Origin of the sequence: Mesorhizobium atlanticum (assembly GCF_003289965.1) — a bacterium.
In the GTDB taxonomy this organism is placed as follows: domain Bacteria; phylum Pseudomonadota; class Alphaproteobacteria; order Rhizobiales; family Rhizobiaceae; genus Mesorhizobium; species Mesorhizobium atlanticum.
Genome location: NZ_QMBQ01000005.1, coordinates 42,933 through 66,588, shown reverse-complemented (window position 1 = coordinate 66,588; position 23,656 = coordinate 42,933). Strand labels below are relative to the sequence as shown.

Below are 23,656 nucleotides of genomic sequence, written 5' to 3'. Positions count from 1 at the left end.
TCTTTCCAAAATCAACAAAGGGGGATGCGATGCTGATCCGGCTCGGCTATGAAATTGCCATCGAATGCGCGGCGGCGACTCCGATCATCTCGCTTCTCGACATCCATCCCGACCGGCATGCCGACATCAAGCGGCAGACGCGGGTCCTGACCTCGCCGTCGGTGCCGACCCGGACCTACCACGACCGCTACGGCAATATCTGCCGTCGCTTCACGGCGCCCGCCGGAGGCTTCCGCATCCTCTACGATGCAGCGATCGAGGACAGCGGCGAGACCGACGAGGTCAACACGCTGGCGCGGGAAACGCCGGTCGCGGAACTGCCCGACGACGTGCTGGTCTATCTGCTCGGCAGCCGCTATTGCGAGACCGATCATCTCAGCGACGTCGCCTGGCAGCGTTTCGGCCAGTTGCCGCCAGGTTGGGCGCGCGTCCAGGCGATCGTCGACTATGTCAACAGCCGGCTCTCCTTCGGCTACGGCTATGCGCGCGCCACCCGTACGGCGGCCCAGGCACATGAGGAGCGGGTTGGCGTCTGCCGTGATTTCGCGCATCTGGCGATCACGCTTTGCCGGTGCATGAACATCCCGGCGCGCTATGTGAACGGCTATCTCGGCGATATCGGCGTGCCGGCCGATCCGGCGCCGATGGACTTCTCGGCCTGGATGGAAGTCTTCCTCGACGGCAAATGGTATACGTTCGATCCGCGCCACAACCGACCGCGCATCGGCCGGGTCGTTATCGCGCGCGGCCGCGACGCCACCGACGTACCGCTGCTGCACAGTTTCGGTCCGCATCGGCTCTCCCTTTTCAAGGTGTGGACCTACGAGCAGGAAGGCAACCGCTTCAACCCTCCGCACCACGGCGTCGACCGGACGGTCAGCGCGCAGATGCTGGCTTGAGGTCGGTGATATTCAGGTGGTGAGGCCGGCCTGCGAAGGACGGCCTCCTGCGCTTCCGGCCTTCGCCGGCCGAGGCCCTCATAAATGTATCTGCTCTATGAAGGCTACGGCCGGCGTAGGCCGGTGCTCACGTTCGCGGAAGCCGCTTCTCGACTCGGCCTGACCTGAATCTCAACCGACCCAGCGCCGCACTTGTTTCATCACGGCTCGTGGCTGCCGCTGACCCGCTTCGGCACAGTTCGATTGTGCCGAAGAGAGAACGGCCGCGACAGCCCGCGAGATCATGGTAAGCGCTTCATGAAGGCTGCTTCGCCAGGGCATTTTCGTTTACTTCCCGTTCACCCATAAATCCGCCGAAAGCCAGCAAAAACAATGAATTAACTGGCGGTTAAGCATCTTCTCGCGACGGCCGGCCGGGTCTGGCCGAAATCCTGCAACGCCTTTGCCGAGCGGCACGAGGCCGCAGCCAGTGGGGCGGAAGGGATGCGGCAGTTCAGAGGTGTCGTTCGTGGGGTGGACGACTTTACCCGCAATCGCGAAGGCAGTTTCGCGGTTCTGTTCGGAGCTGCCGTATCTGTCCTCGCACTGGGGGTGGGATTCGCCGTCAATATCTCGCAGCTCTACAATGCGAAGTCGAGCTTGCAGGGTGTTGTCGACGCCGCCGTGACCTCGACGGCCCGCGATCTCACCCTCGGCGTCATCACGGAAGCCGATGCCAGCAAAATGGTGCAGGCGTTCCTCGACGCCAACAGCACCGCCGGCATCCTGCAGGCCAAGCAGATCGTGCTGGACAAGCTTACGGTCGACAAGACGGCCAACACCGTACAGGCGGATGCGCACGCCAATGTCGGCCTCTTTTTTCCGCTGTTCAGCACCGACGGCATGCGGCGCGTAACCGCTTCGACCACTGCGCTCTACTCGGACAAGACGGTGGAGGTGGCGATGATGCTCGACGTTACCGGCTCGATGGCGGGCCAGAAGATCAAGGACCTGAGGACGGCGGCGAGCAACGCGGTCAATTCCTTCCTGACCGGCCAGAGCGCCACCAATCCGCGCGTGCGGGTGGCGATCGTGCCTTATGCCAATTCGGTCAATGTCGGCTCGCTTGCCGCAAGCACGGTCTTTGTCGAGACAAAGCCCAGCGAGCGCAAGCAGGCGCTCGCCAATGACGATCCGAAATATGTCTCGGCGTCGACACGGCCGGACAATTGCGCGACGGAGCGCAAGGGCGCCTATCAATATTCGGATGCCGGCCCGGATGTCAGCATGGTCAACCGCGACCTCTATTTGTCGGCCTTTGCCCAGCAGACCAACACAGCAGCCTGCCCCGTTGCCACGGTTCAGCCGCTGACCGCGAATGCGTCGACCCTGAACAACGTCATCAAGGACCTTGTCGCTTCCGGCGGAACCGCCGGGCATATCGGCGTGCAATGGGCCTGGTACATGCTTTCGGAGAACTGGGGCAGCGTGATGGGGGCCTCGCAACGGCCGGCCAAGATGGATCCGAAGAAGGTCGCCAAATATGTGATCCTGATGACCGACGGCGAATTCAACCTGTCCTATTTCGACGCCAACAGCCCGGATCAGGTTTATAACGGTGCCGGCAAGGTGCAGACGCGAACCGCGGCGACGACGCTCTGCGCGGCCATGCGCGATCAGGGCATCGAGATATTCACCGTCGGCTTTGCGCTGAGCGAGACGAACGCCAAGTCGACGCTGCAGTCCTGCGCCAGCCCGGACACGGGCAATGCCAAGCATTTCTACCAGGCCGCCAACGGCACCGAGCTCAACCAGGCCTTCCAGGACATCGTTCGCAACATCGACAAGCTGACGGTAACCAGGTAGCGGCTGTCGCGCCGCCCGATAAGCCGCCTCCAAACGGAAAAGGCCGCCGCTTCTTCAAGAAGCCGGCGGCCTTCCGTGTTTCCGTCCATGACGCGGCTCCTGGCGGTAACCCCTTCGGGCTACCTGCCGCGCGTCTCGCGCCTTAACGGGGAGACTGCTTCCCGGAAGTGCAATCCGCAGAGCTCACGTTATGGAAAACGAAATCACTCGACATCGGATCACCTCCTTTCAGTTCGTTGAACACGCCCCAATGATGGGGTGCGTTGCAGCAAAAGACAAGGGGTGGGTCAGAGGAAGCGCATCGGCGCGCCGTTCTCGATCCGCGCCGGCCGGTCGACAGTGCAGTAGACGCCGAGATTGTGGGCGTTGTGGCGCACCAGATTGCGCAGGATGCCGGGGTCGGTGTCGAAGCCGTCCTGGGCGATGATGGTGAAGCCGCAGCGGCGGCAGGGTTCGGAGACGGTGAGCTCGAGATCGCCGACGGCGAGCTTCCTGCCGATCCACTCCGTCTCCGGGAAGGCGCCTTCGACCGGCGCCATGTCGACGACGATGTTGGGCCGGAAGCGGCGCGGATCGGGTGTGCCCTCAGGATGCAGCGCCTTCAGCCTGGCGAGCGAAGCGGTGGTGAGCAGATGGATCGGCGCCTTGGCATAGCGGGCTTCGGTCAGCGGGCCGGCGTAACCGGGCGCCGCGTTCTCAGCGCCGAACGGCCGGATGGAGGCCTCAAAGCCGAGAAAGGCCGACACCGCACGGTCGCTTTCCGGATCGGGCGCCGGCAGCCAGCCGCCGCCGGGCACCACCACTTCCAGCCGCCGGTCTCCGGTCAGCCGGGCACGGATCAGCGGCACCTTGTGCCACTTTGTTTCGCGGTCAGGCCTGGCGATCTCGCCGTCGGAAGCGTCGACCAGCCCGAACAGCCGGTCGCCCTCGACGGTCTTCAGCCCGACCGAGATGGCATCAAGCCGCTCGCCGGCGAGCGAGCTCGCCGGATAGCGCCAGAGCTGGCTGACGGTGCCGAGCTCGCCGGCCATCAGCCCTTCTTGTTCTGCCGATTGCCGACGAGGTCGTCGACCACCGCCGGATCGGCAAGCGTCGAGGTGTCGCCCAGCGAACCGAAATCGTCCTCGGCGATCTTGCGCAGGATGCGGCGCATGATCTTGCCGGAACGGGTCTTGGGCAGGCCGGGCGCGAACTGGATCTTGTCCGGCGTGGCGATGGCGCCGATCTCCTTGCGGACATGGGCGACGAGCTCCTTGCGCAGGTCCTCGCTGCCCGTCTCGCCGGCCATCAGCGTGACGTAGCAGTAGATTCCCTGCCCCTTGATGTCATGCGGATAGCCGACGACCGCGGCTTCGGAAACCTTGTCGTGGCTGACCAGCGCCGACTCGACCTCGGCCGTGCCCATGCGGTGGCCGGAGACGTTGATGACGTCGTCGACGCGGCCGGTGATCCAGTAATAGCCGTCGGCGTCGCGGCGGCAGCCGTCGCCGGTGAAGTACTTGCCCTTGTAGGTCGAGAAATAGGTCTGCACGAACCGCTCGTGGTCGCCATAGACGGTGCGCATCTGGCCCGGCCAGGAATCGGTTATGCACAGATTGCCGTCGGTGGCGCCTTCCAGCACCTTGCCTTCGCCATCGACCAGCTGCGGCTGAACGCCGAAAAAGGGCCGCGTGGCGGAACCGGGTTTCAGGTCCGTGGCGCCGGGCAGCGGCGTGATCAGGATGCCGCCGGTCTCGGTCTGCCACCAGGTATCGACGATCGGCCTCTTGCCGTTGCCGACGACGTTGAAATACCACTCCCAGGCTTCCGGATTGATCGGCTCGCCGACCGTGCCCAGCACGCGCAGCGACTTGCGCGAGGTCTTTTTCACATGCTGGTCGCCGGCGCCCATCAGCGCGCGCAGCGCCGTCGGCGCGGTGTAGAAAATGTTGACGTTGTGCTTGTCGATGACTTCCCAGAAGCGCGACTGCGACGGGTAGTTCGGCACGCCTTCGAACATCAGCGTCGTGGCGCCGTTGGCCAGAGGCCCGTAGACGATATAGCTGTGGCCCGTGACCCAGCCGACATCGGCGGTGCACCAGTAGATGTCGCCGTCATGGTAATCGAACACATATTGGTGCGTCATCGAGACATAGACGAGATAGCCGGCGGTGGTGTGCAGCACCCCTTTCGGCTTGCCGGTCGAGCCCGAGGTGTAGAGGATGAACAGCGGGTCCTCCGCCTTCATCTTCTCCGGCTTGCAGTCGGCCTTAACGGTCGCTGCCTCGTCATGGTACCAGACGTCGCGCCCCGGCACCCAACCGGTCTTGCCGCCGGTGCGGCGAACCACCACGACCTTCTCGACCTTGGTGCCGGCCTTCGCGGCGATGTCGACCGCCTTGTCGGTGTTGTCCTTGAGCGGGATCGGCTTGCCGCCGCGCAGACCCTCGTCGGCGGTGACGACGACGGTCGACTTGCAGTCGTCGATGCGGCCGGCGAGAGCGTCGGGCGAGAAGCCGCCGAACACGACCGAATGGATGGCGCCGATACGCGTGCAGGCAAGCATCGCATAGGCCGTTTCCGGGATCATCGGCATGTAGATGGTGACGCGGTCGCCCTTCTTGACGCCTTGCTTCTTCAAGACATTGGCGAAGCGGCAGACATGCGCGTAGAGCTCGTTATAGGTGATCTTCCTGTCGTCGTAAGGGTTGTCGCCCTCCCAGATGATCGCGGTCTGGTCACCGCGCTTCTTCAGATGCCGGTCGATGCAGTTGTAGGAGACGTTGGTCTGGCCGTCCTCGAACCACTTGATCGAGACCTTGCCGTCGAACGAGGTGTTCTTGACCTTCGTGAAGGGCTTGAACCAGTCGATGCGCTTGCCGTGCTTGCCCCAGAACTTGTCCGGGTTCTTCACGCTGTCGGCGTACCATTTGAGATAGGTGTCGTTGTCGATCAACGCGTTCTTCTTCCACGCCGGCTGGACGCGGTGGACATGCACATCGGACATTTCTCGCTTTCCTCCCAAACCACTCCACCGGCTTGAGCCGCCAGCGGCATCGCGGCGAAGCGGCCGCGAATTCGCGGGCATTATTAACAGTTCCGCGGCGACGGCAACATTAGACGTTGGATTCGCGTGGCGGGATGACGCAGGGGCAACGCGAAACGCTGTCAGCACTCGCTGCCCGTCGCTGCTAACCAACTGTTTTAATGATGGAAAACTCGCCTTGGAGGTGCTAAAATCAATAGACAGTTAAGCAACTGAGCGCAGACTCGGACGTTGGGAGGAAAGGAGATCGACCGTTAGGGGCTGCAATGAGCGACCATTCTGAATTGGACCTTATGCTCAGGGGCTACGGGCTGACCACGGCCAAGATTCTCTATCACTTCCCGGACCATCCGCATTTGCTGCAGAGCTACATCTGGCAGGACTACGACATCGCGCCGACGTTCCCGGTGCTGATCCGCTTCATCGAATTCTGGAAGACCAAGCTCGACGGACCGCTGCATTCGGTGACGTACACGCATCACAAGCTGATCGCGCCGAACGAATGGCGGAAGGTGGATGGGGAGTTTCTGGTGCACTGAGCGGCGAGGCCGAGGTTCTCTGAACGTCGAGTGTTTGGCGGCAACGCCCATCACTTCGTCATCCACGGGCGGAGCAAGGAGCGAAGCGACGCGGCGCAGACCCGAGGATCCATTCCGTGACTTTGACGCTAGGCAACGGTGCAGAATTCTGCTCCGCCGCGCCCTACGATCGAGGTAACGGAATGGATCCTCGGGTCTTCGCGACGCCGCTTCGCGGCTGCTTCGCCCGTGAATGACGAAGTTCAGAGGCTGCGGCCATTTACGAGCGTTTTCGCAGGCCGCGTCTCAGACCGCCGGCGGATTGAGTCGGGCAAAGCCTTCCTGCCGGCGATAGGGGAAGTAAGGATAGGGCGCCGTCACCGCGCTGGCTTCGTCGAGCGCCTTGATCTGCTCGGGCGTCAATGCCCAGCCGACGGCGCCGAGGTTCTGGCGGAGCTGCTCTTCGTTGCGCGCGCCGATGATCACCGATGACACGGTCGGCCGCTGCAAGAGCCAATTGATGGCGACCTGCGGTACGGTCTTGCCGGTCTCGACCGCGACCGCCTCCAGCGCGTCGACTACCTTGAAAAGATGCTCGTCCTCGACCGGCGGCCCGAAATCAGCGGTGCCGTGCAGCCGGCTTTTTTCCGGCAAGGGCTGGCCGCGGCGGATCTTGCCGGTCAGTCGGCCCCAGCCGAGCGGGCTCCACACCAGGGCGCCGACGCCCTGGTCGAGGCCGAGCGGCATCAATTCCCACTCATAGTCGCGGCCGACCAGCGAATAATAGACCTGATGCGCGACATAGCGCGGGTAGCCGTGTTTGTCGGCCAGGCCGAGCGACTTCATCACCTGCCAGCCGGAAAAGTTGGAGACACCGACATAGCGCAGCTTGCCCAAGCGCACGAGGTCGTCGAGCGCCGACAGCACCTCTTCGACCGGCGTCGAGGCGTCGAAGGCGTGAAGCTGCAGCAGGTCGATGTAGTCGGTGCCGAGGCGCTTCAGCGCCGCGTCGACGGAGCGGATCAGGCGCGAGCGCGACGAGCCCCAGTCGGCCGGACCGTCGCCCATCGGCAGCGACGTCTTGGTCGAGATCAGCACCGCGTCGCGGCGGCCCTTGATCGCCTGGCCAAGCACCTCCTCCGACGCGCCGGCCGAATAGACATCGGCCGTGTCGAAGAGATTGACACCAGCCTCCAGGCAGATGTCGACCAGGCGGCGCGCTTCCTGCGCGTCGCTGTTGCCCCAATGGCCGAAGAGCGGGCCGGAGCCACCGAAAGTTCCGGCGCCGAAGGAAAGCGCCGGCACCTTCAGGCCGGAGGCGCCGAGAGATCGATAGTCCATGACTTTTCTCCTTGGATGTCGAAGGCGGAATTCAGTTGGTCAGCACTGGGCCGTGACCGGTTCGCCGATCGCTTGGCCGCGTTCGAGACGCAGCGCCGTGAGCACCACGCCGAGCGCGGCGATCGGCACCAGGCCGGCGACGAGGGGGACGGCGCCGAGGCCGGGCCCGTGGTCGATGACGAAGCCGCCGAGCCAGGCGCCGATGGCATTGCCGAGATTGAAGGCGGCGATGTTGAAGGAGGAGGCCAGGCCCTGGCCGGCGCCCTTGGCCTTCTCCAGCACCCACATCTGCAGCGGCGCGACAGTGGCGAAGGCGGCGGCACCAAGCAGGCCCACGGCAATGATCGCCGTGATCGGCTGATGGATCGCCGCGGTCATGACGAACAGCACCGCCGATAGCGCGACCAGAGTGCCGACGACCGTCGGCACCAGATGGCGGTCGGCGAGGCGTCCGCCAAGCAGGTTGCCGGCGACCAGCCCGCCGCCGAAGACGAGCAGGATCGGCGAGACGGCTCCCTCGGAAAAGCCGGTGACGCGGGTAAGGATCGGCGCCAGATAGGTGAAGGCGGCAAAGACCCCGACCCAGCTCAGCACCGTGGTCAGAAGGCCGAGCAGCACCGCCCGGCGGCCGAGCACGGCGAGCGTGCCTTCGGAGCTTTCCTCCTCGTCCGCTGCGGCCGGTTCGTCGCGCGGCACCAGCAGCGCGATCACCGCAAAGGCGATGACGCCGACCAGCGTGACGGCCAGAAAGGTCGAGCGCCAGCCATAGGCCTGGCCGAGCCAGGTGCCGAAGGGCACGCCGAGGATGTTGGCGACGGTGAGGCCGGTGAACATCAATGCGATGGCCGAAGCTTTCCGGTTGGGCGCGACCAGGCTGGTGGCGACGACGGAGCCGACGCCGAAGAAGGAGGCGTGGGCGAAGGCGGTGAGCACACGCGCCGCCATCAGCGTCCAGTAGTCGGGCGCCAGCGCGCAGGCGAGGTTGCCGACGGTGAAGACCACCATCAGCGCAAGCAGCAAGGTCTTGCGCGGCAGGCGGCCGGTCAAGGCGCCAAGCAGCGGCGCGCCGACGACGACACCCAGCGCGTAGCCGGAAATGAGCAGGCCCGCGGCCGAGATCGAGACGCCGAGATCGGCGCTGACATCGAGCAGCAGGCCCATGATGACGAATTCGGTGACACCGATGCCGAAGGCGCCGGCGGTGAGGGCATAGAGAGCAAGGGGCATGGCAGGATCCGTTTGGTGCTGAAGGACGCCCAAGTCCCGCGCCCCGATGCGAAAAATCGTGATCCGTCGAGCTGTGAACCAGCCTTGCATCAGGCATATTTTCTGTGAAATAGATTCACGAATGGCGAGACCCGAAATCAACCGCTCCGGCGAGATCGAAGTGTTCGTCCGCGTCGTCGAGACAGGCAGTTTTTCCGCCGCGGCGCGGGCCTTGCGCATGACGCCGTCAGCCGTGAGCAAGCTGATCGCGCGGCTGGAGGCACGGCTCGGCGCGCGGCTGGTCAGCCGGTCGACACGCAAGCTGCAACTGACGCCGGAAGGGGTCGCTTTCCATGACAGCGGCCTGCGCATCCTCGCCGATCTCGACGCGGCCGAGCGCGAGGCGGCCGCGGGCGCGGCGCCGCGCGGCAGGCTCAGGGTCAACTCCTATGTGCCGTTCGGCCAGCACCGGCTGATGCCGCTGTTGCCGCGTTTCCTCGAGCGCTACCCGGAAATCTCGGTCGAGGCGGTGCTGACAGACAGCGTCATTGACTTGATGGAGGAGCGTGCCGATATTGCGATCCGCGCCGGGCCGCTGCGCGAATCACGGCTGGTGGCGCGCAAGCTCGGCCAGAGCCCGATGGTGGTGGTCGCGGCGCCCGCCTATCTGGAAGCGCGCGGCACGCCACAGACGCCGGCCGAACTGGCCCGCCACAATCTGCTGGCGTTCGGCTTCGTGCGTCATATCGACGGCATGCCGTTCGTGGATGCGAAAGGCACACCAGTCGTGGTTCCGATCGTTGGCAATTCGACGGTGAGCGACGGCGAGGCGATGCGGCTGACGACATTGGCCGGAGCGGGCATCGCAAGACTGGCGCGCTGGCATGTCGAGCCCGACATCGCCGCCGGGCGGCTCGTACCGTTGCTGGAGACGTTCAATCCCGGCGACGAGGAGCCGACGCACGCCGTCTATGTCGGCCAGGGCAAGCACCTGCCGGCCCGGGTGCGCGCCTTTCTCGACTTTCTTGCGGAGACTGTCCGCCTCTGAAACGGAAGAGCCGCGCTTGAACAAGCGCGGCTCCCGAAAAAAGTCGGCCTATTTGAAGGCGGATCACGCCTTCGGCACGAAAGGCGCCGGACGCCGGCCGGCACTCTGCCGCTCCAGCATCCAGCCGGGATATTCGGCGGGCAGCGCGCTCACCTCATCGAGCCTGGCGAGGTCGTCGGTATCGAGCTTCAGACCGGTCGCGGCAAGGTTCTGCTCAAGCTGGTCCATGCGGCTGGCGCCGATGATGACGCTCATGACGAAAGGCTTGGCCAGCACGTAGCCCAGCGCCACCGTGGCGACGCTGACATCATGCTTCTTCGCCACCTCGCGCATGACGGCGACCGCCGCCCAGGCGCGGTCTTCATTGACCGGCGGGAAGTTGAAGGAAGCGCGGCGGCCTTCGCCATTGCCGGGCGCCCCAGGACCGTATTTGCCGGAAAGCAGCCCACCGGCCATCGGCGACCAGACCATCAGGCCGAGCTTTTCCTCGCCGATCAAAGGCACGATCTCGCGCTCGAGATCGCGGCCGGCGATCGAGTAATAGGACTGGATGGTCTCGAAGCGGGCAAAACCCTTCCGCTCGGCAATGCCCAGCGCCTTGGCGATGCGCCAGGCCTGCCAGTTGGAGACGCCGACATAGCGCACCTTGCCGCTGGCGACGAGATCATCGAGCGCGCGCAGCGTCTCGTCGATCGGCGTCACCGTGTCGGTGCCGTGCAACTGATAGAGATCGATATGGTCGGTCTGCAGCCGCTCCAGGCTGCCGTCGACCGAATCCATGATGTGGCCGCGCGAGGAGCCGCGTTCGTTCGGCCCGTTGCCCATGGCGCCATGCACCTTGGTGGCGATGATGACGTCCGAGCGTTTTACACCGAGGTCCTTGAACGACTGTCCCAGCAACTGCTCGGACTGGCCGAAGGAATAGACATCCGCCGTGTCGAAGAAATTGACGCCGGCGGCGATCGAGCGGGCGACGATCTCGTTGACACCCTTCTGGTCGAGGCTGGCGATCAGCCCCCATTGGGCATTCTGGCCGGCGGCGCCGAACGTCATGGTGCCGAGGCAGAGTTCCGAGACGAACAGGCCGGTATTGCCAAGCTGGTTGTAGCGCATTGTGGGATTCCCCGAGAAAAGGATTGAATGACAACAGGCAAATAGGAACGGCCCGTTTCGTTTCAAGCGCCGGCGCAAGTGCGGCGGTCAACTTGGCGTGAGGTTCCCAACGGCGGATCCCAGGATGGTCAGACTTCCCAGGGATTGAGGACTGTAGCGCCTAGGCCGTCGAAGTCGGCGACGTTTCGCGTGACCAGGATAAGGTCGTGCACGAGGGCGGTCGCTGCTATGAGCGTGTCCGCATTACCTCTTGTACGACCTGCCGTAATTCGACCCCAAGTCAATGCAATCTCTTCGGTGATGGGAAGAATGCGGTCTGCATTGTCTCTTCGAAGTTCTCGCAGCCAGATATCAACTCGAGCCGCCCTTTCAGGGTCGATCTTGAGCTGTTTGACGATTCCTCGCTCGATCTCACCCAGTGTAATGACACTAAGACTGATCGACGCGGGATCAATCGAAGCTATCCAGGCGGTCGGCTTAGGCAGCCGCCTTTGCGCGTCTGAAACAACGTTCGTATCCAGCAGATACATCAGAGGTCGACGTCCCGGATCATCGTATCCGAGCGGCGGGTGATTTCCTTATCAAACTCATCGTCCCAGCCGGGGCCAGTCAGAAGATACTCAGCGAGCGATTTCTTCTTCCCGGCTAGGCGGTCGTAGTCCTCGGCGGAAAGCACGACCGCAGCCCGTTCGCCGCGAAGCGTCACGGTCTGCGGCCCCTCGGTTCGCGCGCGCTGGACCACTTTTGAAAAATTGTTCTTCGCGTCCTGAAGATGCCAGTTCATCCGTAGCTCCTAGCTAGCTTGGCTAGATATAACGCGGCAACAGCGGATTATCAATCAACTCCAGGCGAAAGGTAGCTGGTGACGGCACTCAACGACTACCGAAGATCGCCGAGCCCACCCTGACGCTGGTCGCGCCGAAGGCGATCGCCGTCTCGTAGTCGCCGGACATGCCCATCGAGAGCTTTTCGACGCCGGCCGCGCGGGCCAGCTTTTCCAGCAGCGCGAAATGCGGGCCGGGATTCTCATCGGCCGGCGGAATGCACATCAGGCCCTCGATGGCGAGGCCATGCACCTCGCGGCAGCGCTTGACGAAGGCTACCGCCTCGCGCGGCTCGATGCCGGCTTTTTGCGGCTCGGAGCCGGTGTTGACCTGGACGTAGAGTCTTGGCGTCCGGCCCTGCCGGGCCATTTCCTTTGAAAGCTCCGCGGCGATCTTCTCGCGGTCGACGGTCTCGATGACATCGAAAAGCGCGACGGCTTCCTTGGCTTTGTTGGATTGGAGCGGGCCGATCAGATGCAGCTCCAGATCGGGAAATGCCTCCTTCAGCGCGGGCCATTTTCCCTGGGCTTCCTGCACGCGGTTCTCGCCGAAAACGCGCTGGCCGGCCTCGATCACAGGGCGAACGTCTTCGGCCGCGAAGGTCTTCGACACCGCCACCAGCGTCACAGTGCCGGGCTCGCCCCTTGCCTCGCGTTCGGCGCTCGCGATCTTCGCCTTGACCGCGTGAAGCTGCTCTACGGCGTTCGTCATGCCACTATCCTGCCTATAGTTTTCATGGCCGGGCCGGCTCGCCGCAGTTGACGGGTCCGGCAATCCATGGTGAACACCGCGACGACATTGTCTCGGCTGCCGGCCCAGGCGTGTCGATATTCAGGTGATGCCGGCCTGCAAATGCAGGTTTCCTGCGCTTCCGGTGCTCACGTACTTTAAGTACGCTCCGCTCCGGTACTCGGAACCCGCCATTTTCGGCTCGGCCTGACCTGAATATCAACACGTCCTGATCCAGCACCGCGCATCCGCTTTTAAGTGAAAAACATCCGATGGCAACCGAACGTTACAATCCGCGCACGTCAGAGCCCAAATGGCAGAAGGCCTGGGCCGAAAAGAAGCTGTTCGAGGCTCGCAACGACGATCCGAAGCCGAAATACTACGTGCTCGAGATGTTCCCCTATCCGTCGGGCAAGATCCATATCGGCCATACCCGCAACTACACGATGGGCGACGTGGTGGCGCGCTACAAGCGCGCCAAGGGCTTCAACGTGCTGCATCCGATGGGCTGGGACGCGTTCGGCATGCCGGCCGAAAACGCCGCCATGCAGAACAAGGTCCATCCCAAGGACTGGACCTACGAAAATATCGCCGTCATGCGCGAGCAGCTCAAGATGATGGGCCTGTCGCTCGACTGGGCGCGCGAGTTCGCCACCTGCGACGTCGACTATTACCACCGCCAGCAGATGCTGTTCCTCGACTTCGTCGAGAAAGGGCTGGTGACGCGCAAATCCTCCAAGGTCAACTGGGATCCGGAGGACATGACCGTGCTTGCCAACGAGCAGGTCATCGACGGCCGCGGCTGGCGCTCGGGCGCGCTGGTCGAGCAGCGCGAGTTGACGCAGTGGTTCTTCAAGATCACCGACTTCGCGCAGGATCTGCTGGATTCGCTCAACCTGCTCGAAGAGTGGCCGGAGAAGGTCAAGCTGATGCAGCACAACTGGATCGGCCGCTCCGAAGGCCTGCTGATCCGCTGGCCGCTGGCAAAGCCTGTCGGCGACCACCAAGAGCTGGAAGTCTACACGACAAGGCCGGACACCATCTTCGGCGCTTCCTTCATGGCGGTCGCGGCCGACCACCCGCTGGCGAGAAAGGCCGCGGAGGAGAATGTCGAGCTGGCGAAGTTCATCGAGGAGGTCCGCCACATGGGCACCTCGGTGGCGGCGCTGGAGACGGCCGAGAAGAAGGGTTTCGACACCGGCATCCGCGTCGTCCACCCGTTCGACGAGAATTGGACGCTGCCGGTCTATGTCGCCAATTTCGTGCTGATGGAATATGGCACCGGCGCCATTTTCGGCTGCCCGTCGGGCGACCAGCGCGACCTCGATTTCGCCAACAAATACGGCCTGCCGGTGATCCCGGTGGTGATGCCGGAAGACGGCGACGCCAAGACCTTCCAGGTCATCGAGGAGGCCTATGTCGACGACGGCGTGATGATCAATTCGCGCTTCCTCGACGGAATGAAGCCCGAAAAGGCCTTCAACGAAGTGGCGAAGCTGCTGGAAGCAAAGACGATCGGCGGCCGGCCGATGGCGGAGCGCAAGGTGAATTTCCGCCTGCGCGACTGGGGCATTTCGCGCCAGCGCTACTGGGGCTGCCCGATCCCGATGATCCATTGCGAAGCCTGCGGCGTCGTGCCGGTGCCGAAGGCCGACCTGCCGGTGAAGCTGCCCGACGACATCGAGTTCGATCGCCCGGGCAATCCGCTCGACCGTCACCCGACCTGGCGGCATGTGAAGTGCCCGCAATGCGGCCGCGACGCGCGGCGCGAGACCGACACGATGGATACCTTCGTCGATTCGTCGTGGTATTTCGCGCGCTTCACCGCGCCCTGGGCGAATGAGCCGACCGAGCCGAAAGCGGCCGACGAGTGGCTGGCGGTCGACCAGTATATCGGCGGCATCGAGCACGCGATCCTGCACCTGCTCTATTCGCGCTTCTTCACCCGCGCCATGCGCGAGACCGGGCACCTGAACCTCGCCGAGCCGTTCAAAGGGCTGTTCACGCAAGGCATGGTGGTGCACGAGACCTACCGTGTCGGCGGCCCGTCGAACAACGGACGCTGGCTGTCGCCGAGCGAGGTCAGGTTCGAGGACGTCAACGGCAAGCGCCGGGCCGTCGAGATCGCCACCGGCGAGGAGGCGACGATCGGCGCGCTGGAGAAGATGTCGAAGTCGAAGAAGAACACGGTTAGCCCCGAAGAGATCACCGACGGTTACGGCGCCGATACGGCGCGCTGGTTCATGCTGTCGGACTCGCCGCCGGAACGCGATGTCGAATGGACCGACGACGGCGCCGCCGGCGCGCATCGCTTCGTGCAGCGCATCTGGCGCCTGGTGCAGATTGCCGCCGAATCTCTGCCCGGCGTGAAGCCGGCGGCGGCGAAGGATGGCGAGGCGGGCGCCGTGTCCAAGGCCGCGCACAAGATCCTGAAGGCGGTCGGCGAGGACATCGAGAAGCTCGGCTTCAACCGTGCGATCGCCCGCATCTACGAGCTCGCCAATGCGCTGGCGACGCCGCTCAACGACGTTGCCGAGGGCAAAGCCGACGCGGCGCTGAAGGGCGCTTGCCGCGAGGCGGTGGAGATCCTGGTGCACATCATCGCGCCGGTCATGCCGCATCTGGCGGAGGAATGCTGGGAGGCGCTGGGCGGCATGGAGATGGTCGCCGAGCGGCCCTGGCCGGTCTACGATCCGGCGCTGGTCGTCGACAACGAGATCGTGCTGCCGGTGCAGGTCAACGGCAAGAAGCGCGGGGATTTGACAATTGCCCGCGACGCGGATCAAGGTGCCGTCGAAAAAGCGGTGCTGGCTCTCGACTTCGTGCAAAAAGCACTGGAAGGTAAGGCTCCGCGCAAGGTGATCATCGTCCCGCAGAGGATCGTCAATGTCGTTGCCTGATCCGGTGAAGTCACATGCGATCCGCCTGCGCGGCCGTCTTGCGGTCTGCGGCATGGCCGCCGCGCTGGCGCTGGTCTCGGCCTGCACCGTGCGGCCGCTCTATTCCAACCAGCCGCTCTCGCCCGGATCGCAGCTCAGCGCCTCCGCCGAGCTCGCCTCGATCTCGATCAAGCCGGTCAAGACGCGCTACGCGCAGCAGGTGCGCAACAATCTGATCTTCGCTTTCGGGCAAGGCTCGGGCGAGCCGGCCTCGCCGGCCTACACGCTCGACCTCGGCGTTACCGAGCTGGTCGAATCGGCGGCCATCGTGCAGGTGCAGACGCAGGAAGACGAGCCGACGGCGGGCACGGTCACGCTGACGGCCAATTATGTGTTGCGCGATACCGCGACCAACACGGTGATCGCCGTCGGCAAGCGCTCGATCCCGTCGTCCTTCGACCGGCCGCGCCAGGAATTCGCGGCCTACCGAGCACAGATCGATGCGGAGAACCGCGCCGCGCGGGAGTTGGCTGATCTGCTGCGGCTGTCGATCGCGCAGGATCTGGCCAAGCACGGCAAGAACGCCTGAGCCGTACCGATATTCAGGTGAGGCCGGCCTGCGAACGGCGGTTTTCTCCGCTTCCGGTGCTCACGTACTTCAGTACGCTTCGCTCCGGTTCTCGTAAACCACCGTTCGCAGGCCGGCCTCACCTGAATCTCGGCACGCCTTCGCGCACCGTTTGAAATAAAAAGGCCGGTCACCTGGCCTTTTGTTCTGACGAGATGTCGGCTTCAGCCGATCTTCTGGCCGGTCTTGGCCCAGTCGGCGAGGAAGGCGGCGAGGCCCTTGTCGGTCAGCGGGTGGTTGACAAGCGCCTTCAGCGTCGCCGGCGGCGCGGTGACGACGTCGGCGCCGATCAGCGCCGCCTGCTTGACATGGTTCACCGTGCGCACCGAGGCGGTCAGGATCTCGGTCTTGAAGTCGTAATTGTCGTAGATGGTGCGGATCTCGGAGATCAGCTCCATGCCGTCCGAGCCGGTGTCGTCGATGCGGCCGACGAAGGGCGAGATGAAGGAAGCGCCGGCCTTGGCGGCAAGCAGCGCCTGGTTGGCCGAGAAGCAGAGCGTGACGTTGACCATGCGCTTCATCTCGGTGCGGATCGTCTTGCAGGCCTTCAGGCCGTCCAGCGTCAGCGGCACCTTGATGCAGACATTGGGCGCGATCTTGGCCAGCACCTCGGCCTCGGCCATCATCTGATTGAATTCGGTCGCCACGACCTCGGCCGAGACCGGGCCCTCGACGATGTCGCAGATCTGCTTGGTGACTTCAGCGATCTTGCCGCCCGATTTCAGAATCAGCGACGGGTTGGTGGTGACGCCGTCGAGAAGCCCCAGATCGTGCAGCTCCTTAATTTCCTTGATGTCAGCGGTGTCGACAAAAAACTTCATGGCTGTCTCCTTGGGGATCGCCCGGCGTCGGCCAGGCACATAAGAGGGTCCCCTTTGATCTAGAGCAAAGTCGGGGCAAGGTCACGCCTCATGATGGAAGATTCGCCCTTTGTCGCAGCCGCGCCCGTGCTGGTGCCGATGCCGGCCGAACGGCCCTACACCTATGCCGTGCCGCCCGGCATGCGCGTGGTGCCGGGCTCGATCGTGCGCGTGCCGCTCGGGCCGCGTCAGGTCGCGGGCATCGTCTGGGACGGCGCGGTCGAGACGGTCGATGCGAAGAAATTGCGGCCGATCGAGGAGGTGTTCGACTGCCCACCGATCGACAAGCCAATGCGCCGCTTCGTCGACTGGATCGCGCAATACACACTGTCTGCCCCCGGCATGGTGGCGCGCATGCTGCTCAGGGCCCCGGAGGCTTTCGACCCGGAGCCCTGGATCGAGGGATTGCAGCGTACGCTGGCCGAGCCGGACCGGTTGACGGACGCGCGGCGACGCGTGTTGGAGACGGCCGAAGGCGGGCTGGCCTGGACGCGCTCGGGACTGGCGCATGCGGCGGGCGTCTCATCGACCGTGATCGACGGCCTGAGGGCGCAGGGCGTGTTCGAGACGGTGATGATCCCGCCGCGCCCGGTGGTGGTGGCGCCCGACCCCTCTCACACGTTACCGGAACTGATGCCGGACCAGAAAGCGGCGGCAGAGAAGCTGCGCGCGGCAATCGCTGCCGACGCCTTCAACGTCACCCTGCTCGACGGCGTCACCGGGTCGGGCAAGACGGAAGTCTATTTCGAAGCGGTGGCGGCGGCCCTCGACAAGGGTAAGCAGGTGCTGATTCTGCTACCGGAAATCGCGCTGACCCATGCCTTCCTCGAACGTTTCCAGGACCGATTCGGCGCCAAGCCCGCGGAGTGGCATTCGGACCTGCCGCCGCGGATGCGCGAACGCGTCTGGCGGCAGGTGGCAGAAGGCGGCGTGCGCGTTGTCGCGGGCGCGCGCTCGGCGCTGTTCCTGCCGTTCAAGGATCTCGGCCTGATCGTCGTCGACGAGGAGCACGATCCTGCCTACAAGCAGGAGGATCGCGTCTTTTATAATGCGCGCGACATGGCGGTGGTGCGCGGCCATATCGGCGGCTTTCCCGTCGTGCTCGCCTCGGCCACGCCGTCGGTGGAAAGCCGGGTCAACGCCAGCCAGGGCCGATACGACCGGGCCGTGCTGTCGTCGCGCTTCGCGGAAGCCGCGCTCCCCGATTTGAAGTCGATCGACATGCGGCGTTCGCCGCCGGCCCGCGGCGGCTTCCTGTCGCCGGTCCTGCTTGAACAGATGCAGCGCACGCTGGAGAGGAAGGAACAGTCGCTGCTCTTCCTCAACCGGCGCGGTTATGCGCCGCTGACGCTCTGCCGCGTTTGCGGCCACCGTTTCGGCTGTCCGGTCTGTTCGGCCTGGCTGGTCGAGCATCGGTTTCGCGGCCAACTCGTCTGCCATCATTGCGGCCATAATGAGCGGCGGCCGGAGGCCTGTCCGGAATGCGGCACGCTCGACCATCTGGTGGCTTGCGGGCCGGGTGTCGAGCGAATCGCCGAGGAAGTGGTCGCCCATTTCCCGGATGCCCGCACCATCGTGCTTTCCTCGGACCTCCTGGGGGGCGTGCGCCGGCTCAGGCTGGAGCTGGAGGCCGTCGCCAATGGCGAGGCCGATATCGTTATCGGCACGCAGCTCGTCGCCAAGGGCCACAATTTTCCCGGCATGACGCTGGTCGGCGTGGTCGACGCGGACCTAGGATTGGCCAATGGCGATCCGCGCGCCGCCGAGCGCACTTTCCAGCTGCTCAGCCAGGTAACGGGGCGCGCCGGCCGCACCGGCAAGAAAAGCCTCGGCCTGCTCCAGACCTACCAGCCCGACCATAAGGTGATGCGGGCCATCGTCTCCGGCGATTCGGAAGCCTTTTACGAGCGCGAGATCGCCGAGCGCGAGCGGGCAGGACTGCCGCCGTTCGGCCGGCTCGCCGGCATCATTGTGAGCGCGGCGACACGAGCTGAGGCCGAAAGCCATGCGCGCGGCTTGCGACGCGCCGCACCGCAGGCTTCGGACGTGTTCGTGCTCGGGCCGGCCGAGGCGCCGCTGTCGCTGATCGGCGGCCGTCACCGCTTCCGCCTCCTGGTGCAGGGCGAGAGGCGCGCCGATATGCAGGGTTTCATCCGGGCTATGCTGGCGGAGGGCCCGAAGCTGCGCGGCTCGGTGCGCGTGCAGGTCGACATCGACCCGCAGAGCTTCCTGTAAGCGTGAGAGACAGTCCCAACGGAGTGCCCTACCCATGAAAACCCTTGGCCTGATCGGCGGCATGAGCTGGGAATCGACGGCGATCTACTATCGCCTGCTCAACGAGATCGTGCGTGAGCGGCTGAGCGGGCTGCATTCGGCGAAGCTGTTGTTGTGGTCGTTCGATTTTGCCGAGATCGCCGAACGGCAGCATGCGGGCGATTGGGAAGGCGCCGGCGCGCTTTTGGTGGAAGCGGCCCATAAGCTGGAGGCGGCCGGCGCCGAAGGCCTGGTGATCTGCACCAACACGATGCACAAGCTGGCCGACGCGGTGCAGGCAGCAGTATCGGTTCCGCTCATCCACGTCGCCGACGCGACCGGGCGCGCCGTCGTCGAGGCCGGCGTCAAGCGGCCGGCGCTGCTTGCGACGCGCTTCACCATGGAGCAGGATTTCTACAAAGGGCGGCTTAGTGACAAATACGGCCTCGAGCCGGCGGTGCCGAACCATGCCGGCCGCGACATGGTGCATAGGGTGATCTATGACGAGCTCTGCCAGGGCATCGTCAGGCCCGAATCGAAATCCGCCTATCTCGACGAGGTCGGCCGGATGCAGCGCGCCGACCGCGTGGACGGCGTCATCATGGGCTGCACCGAGATCACCATGCTGATCGGCCAGGGCGATTTCGACATTCCGCTGTTCGACACGACGCGCATCCATGCCGAGGCCGCGGTCGACTTCGCGCTCTCCTGATGCGCGATTCCTAATGTGTCGGCCATGCTCTGGCGCGCTGCCATTCCCTGGCTAGAATGCCGGTGTTTCAGAACAAGAAATATGAGGGGGGACTTTATGGACTTCGCGTTTCCGTGGCCCGCGAGCCAGGGCGAATGGCTGGCCTGGTCGAGCGCTGTCGTGACCCTGGCGCTCGGCCTCTTCCTGTTCCTGGCGCCGGGGCTTGCCTTTCGCGTGCTTCGCCTGCAGCCCAGGCCGGAGAAAGCGGCGGCGATCGCCGAGGGGCGCGGCCGCATGTCCGGCTTCTATCTCGGCGTCAGCCTGTGCTGCATCCTGCTCGCACAGCCCCTGCTCTACATGGCGCTGGGCTTCTCCTGGCTGTTCACTGCCTTCGGCCGGCTGCTGTCTATGATGTCGGATGGCGCCAACACCCCTTTCAACTGGGTTTCGATCGTGGTTGAATTGGCGCTGGCGGCGCTGCCGCTGGCCTTTGCCTTCGGCTTCGTGCCGTGAATTCGGTGCTTGAGCTTGGCCTTCGCTGCCTGATGCGACAAAAGTGCCTGAAAAGCATGCTGGACGATGCATTGCGGTCTTAAAAAGCCTGTGCTAGACGGCAATCGACTTTCGACCGGGGATAGCGGAAGCCGCGCCTCCGTGCTTGGAAAAATGCAGTAAGGTCAAAGATTTAGCCAGAGTTTTCGCTCGCGCCAACAATCTGCGGCCTGTCAGACAAGAGAAAAGACGGTCCGTGGCCCAATCGTCATCGCCAATCTCAGCTGTCGCAGAACGCTATGCAGGCTCGCTGTTTGAGCTTGCTCTGCAGGAAAATTCAGTCGCCAAGGTCGAGGCCGACCTCGCCAGCTTCGAGGCGATGCTCAACGGCAGCGACGATCTCAAGCGGCTGATCAACAGCCCGGTGTTTTCCAGCGAGGACCAGGCCAAGGCCATCGCCGCCATCGTCGACAAGGCCAAGATCACCGGACTGGTCGGCAATTTCCTGCGCGTCGTCGCCAGGAACCGTCGCCTGTTCGCGGTGCCCGGCATGATCAAGGCATTCCGCCAGATCGCCGCCGACCATCGCGGCGAGGCTTCCGCCGAGGTCACCTCGGCGCACGCGCTGACGGCTGCGCAGCAGACTGAACTGAAGGCGACGCTGAAGAGCATCGCCGGCAAGGATGTGGCCATCGCCATGACCGTCGATCCGTCGCTGCTCGGCGGCCTGATCGTCAAGATGGGCTCGCGCCAGATCGATACGTCGCTCAAAACCAAACTCAATTCGCTCAAGCTTGCACTGAAAGAGGTCGGCTGATGGACATCCGCGCCGCGGAAATTTCCGCAATTCTGAAAGACCAGATCAAGAATTTCGGCAAGGAGGCCGAGGTCTCCGAAGTCGGTCAGGTTCTGTCCGTCGGTGACGGCATCGCCCGCGTCTACGGCCTCGACAATGTCCAGGCCGGCGAGATGGTCGAATTTCCGGGCGGCATCCGCGGCATGGCGCTGAACCTCGAAGCCGACAATGTCGGCGTCGTCATCTTCGGCAACGACCGCGACATCAAGGAAGGCGACACCGTCAAGCGCACCGGCGCCATCGTCGACGTTCCGGTCGGTCCCGGCCTGCTCGGCCGCGTGGTGGACGCGCTCGGCAACCCGATCGACGGCAAGGGCCCGATCAAGGCGACCGAGCGCAAGCGCGTCGACGTCAAGGCGCCCGGCATCATTCCGCGCAAGTCGGTGCACGAGCCGATGTCGACCGGCCTCAAGGCCATCGACGCGCTGATCCCGGTCGGCCGCGGCCAGCGCGAGCTGGTCATCGGCGACCGCCAGACCGGCAAGACCGCGATCATCCTCGACACGATGCTGAACCAGAAGTCGGTGCACGACAACGGTCCGGAGAAGGAAAAGCTCTACTGCGTCTACGTCGCCGTCGGCCAGAAGCGCTCGACCGTCGCGCAGTTCGTGAAGGTGCTGGAAGAGCGCGGCGCGCTCGACTACTCCATCATCATCGCCGCCACCGCTTCCGATCCGGCGCCGATGCAGTTCCTGGCGCCGTTCGCCGGCTGCACGATGGGCGAGTATTTCCGCGACAACGGCATGCATGCCCTCATCAGCTATGATGACCTGTCGAAGCAGGCCGTCGCCTATCGCCAGATGTCGCTGCTGCTGCGCCGCCCGCCGGGCCGCGAGGCCTATCCGGGCGACGTCTTCTACCTGCACTCGCGCCTGCTCGAGCGCGCCGCCAAGCTCAATGACGACAACGGCGCCGGTTCGCTGACCGCGCTGCCGGTCATCGAGACGCAGGCCAACGACGTGTCGGCCTACATCCCGACCAACGTGATCTCGATCACCGACGGCCAGATCTTCCTCGAGACCAACCTGTTCTTCCAGGGCATCCGCCCGGCGGTCAACGTCGGCCTGTCGGTGTCGCGCGTCGGCTCGTCGGCGCAGATCAAGGCGATGAAGCAGGTCGCAGGCTCGATCAAGGGCGAGCTCGCGCAGTACCGCGAAATGGCGGCCTTCGCGCAGTTCGGCTCGGACCTCGACGCCGCCACGCAGCGCCTGCTCAACCGCGGTTCGCGCTTGACCGAGCTGCTCAAGCAGCCGCAGTTCTCGCCGCTGAAGACGGAAGAGCAGGTCGCGGTGATCTTCGCCGGCGTCAACGGCTATCTCGACAAGCTGCCGCTCAACCAGGTCGGCAAGTTCGAGCATGGCCTGCTCAGCCATATGCGCTCGGCCGGCAAGGACGTGCTCGATGGCATCCGCAAGGAGAAGGCGCTGTCGGACGATCTGCGCGCCAAGCTGAAGGCGGAAATCGACGCTTTCGCCAAGACCTTCGCTTGAACGAAGCCGGACGCACGGGATCAGGTTGAAGCATGGCTTCGTTAAAAGACCTTCGTAACCGCATCGCCTCGGTCAAGGCGACGCAGAAGATCACCAAGGCGATGCAGATGGTCGCCGCGGCGAAGCTGCGTCGCGCGCAGGAGGCGGCGGAAGCCGCCAGGCCCTATTCCGAGCGCATGGGCGCGGTGCTGGCCAACATCACCCAGGCGATCGGTGGCGGCGGCGATGCCCCGGCGCTGATGACGGGTACCGGCAGGGACGACGTGCATCTGCTCATCGTCTGCACCGCCGAGCGTGGCCTGTGCGGCGGCTTCAACTCGCAGATCGCACGGCTTGCCCGCGACCATATCCGCAGGCTTCTGGCCGACGGCAAGCAGGTCAAGATCATCTGCGTCGGCAAGAAGGGTTTTGACATACTGCGCCGCGACTACGGCTCGCTGATTCTCGAGCGCGTCGACCTGCGCGAGGTCAAGACGCTCGGCTTCGTCAATGCCGACGCGATCGCGCGCAAGGTCATCCATCTCTTCAACGAGGGCGGCTTCGACATCTGCACGCTGTTCTATTCGCAGTTCAAATCGGTGATCAGCCAGATCCCGACGGCGCAGCAGATCATCCCGGCGGCGCCGGCTTCGGCCGCCGCCGCGACGGGCAACGGCGCCGCCGCGGTCTACGAATACGAGCCGGAGCCGGGCGAGATCCTCTCCGACCTCATCCCGCGCAACATCGCCGTGCAGATCTTCCGGGCGCTTTTGGAAAACGCGGCCGGCGAGATGGGCGCCAAGATGAGCGCGATGGACAATGCGACGCGCAACGCCGGCGACATGATCAACAGGCTGTCGATCACCTACAACCGCCAGCGGCAGGCGCAGATCACCAAGGAACTGATCGAAATCATTTCGGGCGCCGAGGCGCTCTAGGCGCGCGCGGGCGGGGTCCGAGACCTCGCAGCGGCGTGAACA

The 23,656-nt window shown here is 64.4% G+C and carries 21 protein-coding genes; 12 read left to right on the top strand and 9 right to left on the bottom strand.

Annotated features, from left to right (window positions below; translation table 11 throughout):
* Positions 1-29 precede the first annotated feature (29 nt).
* Both DPM35_RS17650 and DPM35_RS17645 read left to right on the top strand, forming a co-directional pair.
* A complete protein-coding gene (locus tag DPM35_RS17650; RefSeq protein WP_112128580.1) occupies positions 30-899 on the top strand; it encodes a transglutaminase-like domain-containing protein in 870 nt (289 codons plus the stop codon).
* Between the two features lie 483 nt (positions 900-1,382).
* Complete coding sequence (locus tag DPM35_RS17645; protein WP_112128579.1) at positions 1,383-2,744, top strand: pilus assembly protein; 1,362 nt, start codon at positions 1,383-1,385, stop codon at positions 2,742-2,744.
* 287 nt (positions 2,745-3,031) lie between these two features.
* Here DPM35_RS17645 and DPM35_RS17640 read toward each other — a convergent pair whose 3' ends face one another.
* Positions 3,032-3,775 carry an MOSC domain-containing protein gene (locus DPM35_RS17640; RefSeq protein ID WP_112128578.1) on the bottom strand — a complete coding sequence of 248 codons (744 nt, stop codon included), beginning with the start codon at positions 3,773-3,775 and terminating at the stop codon, positions 3,032-3,034.
* Positions 3,775-5,730, bottom strand: a complete 1,956-nt coding sequence (gene acs / locus DPM35_RS17635; RefSeq protein ID WP_112128577.1) for an acetate--CoA ligase — start codon at positions 5,728-5,730, stop codon at positions 3,775-3,777. Before acs ends, DPM35_RS17640 begins: the two co-directional genes overlap by 1 nt.
* A gap of 305 nt (positions 5,731-6,035) precedes the next feature.
* Between acs and DPM35_RS17630 the strand changes: the two genes are divergently transcribed.
* Entirely contained in the window at positions 6,036-6,308 is a 273-nt protein-coding gene (locus tag DPM35_RS17630; RefSeq protein ID WP_112128576.1) for an usg protein, read from the top strand.
* A 285-nt stretch (positions 6,309-6,593) separates the two neighbouring features.
* Here the strand turns inward: DPM35_RS17630 and DPM35_RS17625 are convergent, their stop codons facing one another.
* Both DPM35_RS17625 and DPM35_RS17620 read right to left on the bottom strand, forming a co-directional pair.
* The gene (locus DPM35_RS17625; RefSeq protein WP_112128575.1) at positions 6,594-7,628 is read right to left on the bottom strand and encodes an aldo/keto reductase; all 1,035 of its coding nucleotides are present in this window, start codon (positions 7,626-7,628) and stop codon (positions 6,594-6,596) included.
* A gap of 39 nt (positions 7,629-7,667) precedes the next feature.
* Complete coding sequence (locus DPM35_RS17620; protein ID WP_112128574.1) at positions 7,668-8,855, bottom strand: MFS transporter; 1,188 nt, start codon at positions 8,853-8,855, stop codon at positions 7,668-7,670.
* Between the two features lie 121 nt (positions 8,856-8,976).
* Between DPM35_RS17620 and DPM35_RS17615 the strand changes: the two genes are divergently transcribed.
* A complete protein-coding gene (locus tag DPM35_RS17615; protein ID WP_112128573.1) occupies positions 8,977-9,882 on the top strand; it encodes a LysR family transcriptional regulator in 906 nt (301 codons plus the stop codon).
* Between the two features lie 63 nt (positions 9,883-9,945).
* Here the strand turns inward: DPM35_RS17615 and DPM35_RS17610 are convergent, their stop codons facing one another.
* From DPM35_RS17610 to DPM35_RS17595, 4 genes are all read right to left on the bottom strand, one after another.
* The gene (locus DPM35_RS17610) at positions 9,946-10,995 is read right to left on the bottom strand and encodes an aldo/keto reductase (RefSeq protein WP_112128572.1); all 1,050 of its coding nucleotides are present in this window, start codon (positions 10,993-10,995) and stop codon (positions 9,946-9,948) included.
* Positions 10,996-11,123: 128 nt separating this feature from the next.
* Complete coding sequence (locus DPM35_RS17605) at positions 11,124-11,525, bottom strand: type II toxin-antitoxin system VapC family toxin (RefSeq protein ID WP_112128571.1); 402 nt, start codon at positions 11,523-11,525, stop codon at positions 11,124-11,126.
* Positions 11,525-11,779: a type II toxin-antitoxin system Phd/YefM family antitoxin gene (locus DPM35_RS17600; RefSeq protein WP_112128570.1), complete on the bottom strand. Its 255-nt coding sequence runs from the start codon at positions 11,777-11,779 to the stop codon at positions 11,525-11,527. The genes DPM35_RS17605 and DPM35_RS17600 overlap by 1 nt, the downstream gene beginning before the upstream one ends.
* Positions 11,780-11,867: 88 nt before the next feature.
* Complete coding sequence (locus DPM35_RS17595) at positions 11,868-12,530, bottom strand: YggS family pyridoxal phosphate-dependent enzyme (RefSeq protein WP_112128569.1); 663 nt, start codon at positions 12,528-12,530, stop codon at positions 11,868-11,870.
* A gap of 290 nt (positions 12,531-12,820) precedes the next feature.
* Here DPM35_RS17595 and leuS point away from each other — a divergent pair, with 290 nt between their 5' ends.
* Together leuS and DPM35_RS17585 are read left to right on the top strand one after the other, a co-directional pair.
* Complete coding sequence (gene leuS / locus DPM35_RS17590; protein ID WP_112128568.1) at positions 12,821-15,448, top strand: leucine--tRNA ligase; 2,628 nt, start codon at positions 12,821-12,823, stop codon at positions 15,446-15,448.
* The gene (locus tag DPM35_RS17585; RefSeq protein WP_112128567.1) at positions 15,435-16,016 is read left to right on the top strand and encodes an LPS assembly lipoprotein LptE; all 582 of its coding nucleotides are present in this window, start codon (positions 15,435-15,437) and stop codon (positions 16,014-16,016) included. Before leuS ends, DPM35_RS17585 begins: the two co-directional genes overlap by 14 nt.
* Positions 16,017-16,219: 203 nt before the next feature.
* On the opposite strand, the gene fsa is transcribed toward DPM35_RS17585, so the two are convergent.
* Positions 16,220-16,876 carry a fructose-6-phosphate aldolase gene (gene fsa, locus DPM35_RS17580; RefSeq protein ID WP_112128566.1) on the bottom strand — a complete coding sequence of 219 codons (657 nt, stop codon included), beginning with the start codon at positions 16,874-16,876 and terminating at the stop codon, positions 16,220-16,222.
* 90 nt (positions 16,877-16,966) lie between these two features.
* Here fsa and DPM35_RS17575 point away from each other — a divergent pair, with 90 nt between their 5' ends.
* The 6 genes from DPM35_RS17575 to DPM35_RS17550 all read left to right on the top strand — a co-directional run bounded on the left by DPM35_RS17575 (position 16,967) and on the right by DPM35_RS17550 (position 23,614).
* A complete protein-coding gene (locus DPM35_RS17575; protein WP_112128565.1) occupies positions 16,967-19,150 on the top strand; it encodes a primosomal protein N' in 2,184 nt (727 codons plus the stop codon).
* A gap of 34 nt (positions 19,151-19,184) precedes the next feature.
* Positions 19,185-19,880, top strand: a complete 696-nt coding sequence (locus DPM35_RS17570; RefSeq protein ID WP_112128564.1) for an aspartate/glutamate racemase family protein — start codon at positions 19,185-19,187, stop codon at positions 19,878-19,880.
* Between the two features lie 96 nt (positions 19,881-19,976).
* Positions 19,977-20,372, top strand: coding sequence for an AGROH133_08824 family phage infection protein (locus DPM35_RS17565; protein WP_042645646.1), 396 nt, complete (start codon positions 19,977-19,979; stop codon positions 20,370-20,372).
* Between the two features lie 235 nt (positions 20,373-20,607).
* A complete protein-coding gene (locus DPM35_RS17560; RefSeq protein ID WP_112128563.1) occupies positions 20,608-21,168 on the top strand; it encodes a F0F1 ATP synthase subunit delta in 561 nt (186 codons plus the stop codon).
* Positions 21,168-22,697 carry a F0F1 ATP synthase subunit alpha gene (gene atpA, locus DPM35_RS17555; protein WP_040991590.1) on the top strand — a complete coding sequence of 510 codons (1,530 nt, stop codon included), beginning with the start codon at positions 21,168-21,170 and terminating at the stop codon, positions 22,695-22,697. Before DPM35_RS17560 ends, atpA begins: the two co-directional genes overlap by 1 nt.
* A gap of 32 nt (positions 22,698-22,729) precedes the next feature.
* Positions 22,730-23,614: a F0F1 ATP synthase subunit gamma gene (locus DPM35_RS17550; RefSeq protein ID WP_112128562.1), complete on the top strand. Its 885-nt coding sequence runs from the start codon at positions 22,730-22,732 to the stop codon at positions 23,612-23,614.
* Positions 23,615-23,656: the final 42 nt, after the last annotated feature.

What these genes read in the sequence shown, in the direction of transcription:
- DPM35_RS17610 (WP_112128572.1), bottom strand. Translation starts at nt 10,995, where the DNA reads ATGCGCTACAACCAGCTTGGCAATACCGGCCTGTTCGTCTCGGAACTC.
- DPM35_RS17570 (WP_112128564.1), top strand. Translation starts at nt 19,185, where the DNA reads ATGAAAACCCTTGGCCTGATCGGCGGCATGAGCTGGGAATCGACGGCG.
- atpA (WP_040991590.1), top strand. Translation starts at nt 21,168, where the DNA reads ATGGACATCCGCGCCGCGGAAATTTCCGCAATTCTGAAAGACCAGATC.
- DPM35_RS17550 (WP_112128562.1), top strand. Translation starts at nt 22,730, where the DNA reads ATGGCTTCGTTAAAAGACCTTCGTAACCGCATCGCCTCGGTCAAGGCG.
- fsa (WP_112128566.1), bottom strand. Translation starts at nt 16,876, where the DNA reads ATGAAGTTTTTTGTCGACACCGCTGACATCAAGGAAATTAAGGAGCTG.
- DPM35_RS17605 (WP_112128571.1), bottom strand. Translation starts at nt 11,525, where the DNA reads ATGTATCTGCTGGATACGAACGTTGTTTCAGACGCGCAAAGGCGGCTG.
- DPM35_RS17640 (WP_112128578.1), bottom strand. Translation starts at nt 3,775, where the DNA reads ATGGCCGGCGAGCTCGGCACCGTCAGCCAGCTCTGGCGCTATCCGGCG.
- DPM35_RS17575 (WP_112128565.1), top strand. Translation starts at nt 16,967, where the DNA reads ATGATGGAAGATTCGCCCTTTGTCGCAGCCGCGCCCGTGCTGGTGCCG.
- DPM35_RS17620 (WP_112128574.1), bottom strand. Translation starts at nt 8,855, where the DNA reads ATGCCCCTTGCTCTCTATGCCCTCACCGCCGGCGCCTTCGGCATCGGT.
- DPM35_RS17615 (WP_112128573.1), top strand. Translation starts at nt 8,977, where the DNA reads ATGGCGAGACCCGAAATCAACCGCTCCGGCGAGATCGAAGTGTTCGTC.
- DPM35_RS17585 (WP_112128567.1), top strand. Translation starts at nt 15,435, where the DNA reads ATGTCGTTGCCTGATCCGGTGAAGTCACATGCGATCCGCCTGCGCGGC.
- DPM35_RS17565 (WP_042645646.1), top strand. Translation starts at nt 19,977, where the DNA reads ATGGACTTCGCGTTTCCGTGGCCCGCGAGCCAGGGCGAATGGCTGGCC.
- DPM35_RS17645 (WP_112128579.1), top strand. Translation starts at nt 1,383, where the DNA reads ATGCGGCAGTTCAGAGGTGTCGTTCGTGGGGTGGACGACTTTACCCGC.
- DPM35_RS17630 (WP_112128576.1), top strand. Translation starts at nt 6,036, where the DNA reads ATGAGCGACCATTCTGAATTGGACCTTATGCTCAGGGGCTACGGGCTG.
- DPM35_RS17600 (WP_112128570.1), bottom strand. Translation starts at nt 11,779, where the DNA reads ATGAACTGGCATCTTCAGGACGCGAAGAACAATTTTTCAAAAGTGGTC.
- DPM35_RS17595 (WP_112128569.1), bottom strand. Translation starts at nt 12,530, where the DNA reads ATGACGAACGCCGTAGAGCAGCTTCACGCGGTCAAGGCGAAGATCGCG.
- DPM35_RS17625 (WP_112128575.1), bottom strand. Translation starts at nt 7,628, where the DNA reads ATGGACTATCGATCTCTCGGCGCCTCCGGCCTGAAGGTGCCGGCGCTT.
- DPM35_RS17650 (WP_112128580.1), top strand. Translation starts at nt 30, where the DNA reads ATGCTGATCCGGCTCGGCTATGAAATTGCCATCGAATGCGCGGCGGCG.
- leuS (WP_112128568.1), top strand. Translation starts at nt 12,821, where the DNA reads ATGGCAACCGAACGTTACAATCCGCGCACGTCAGAGCCCAAATGGCAG.
- acs (WP_112128577.1), bottom strand. Translation starts at nt 5,730, where the DNA reads ATGTCCGATGTGCATGTCCACCGCGTCCAGCCGGCGTGGAAGAAGAAC.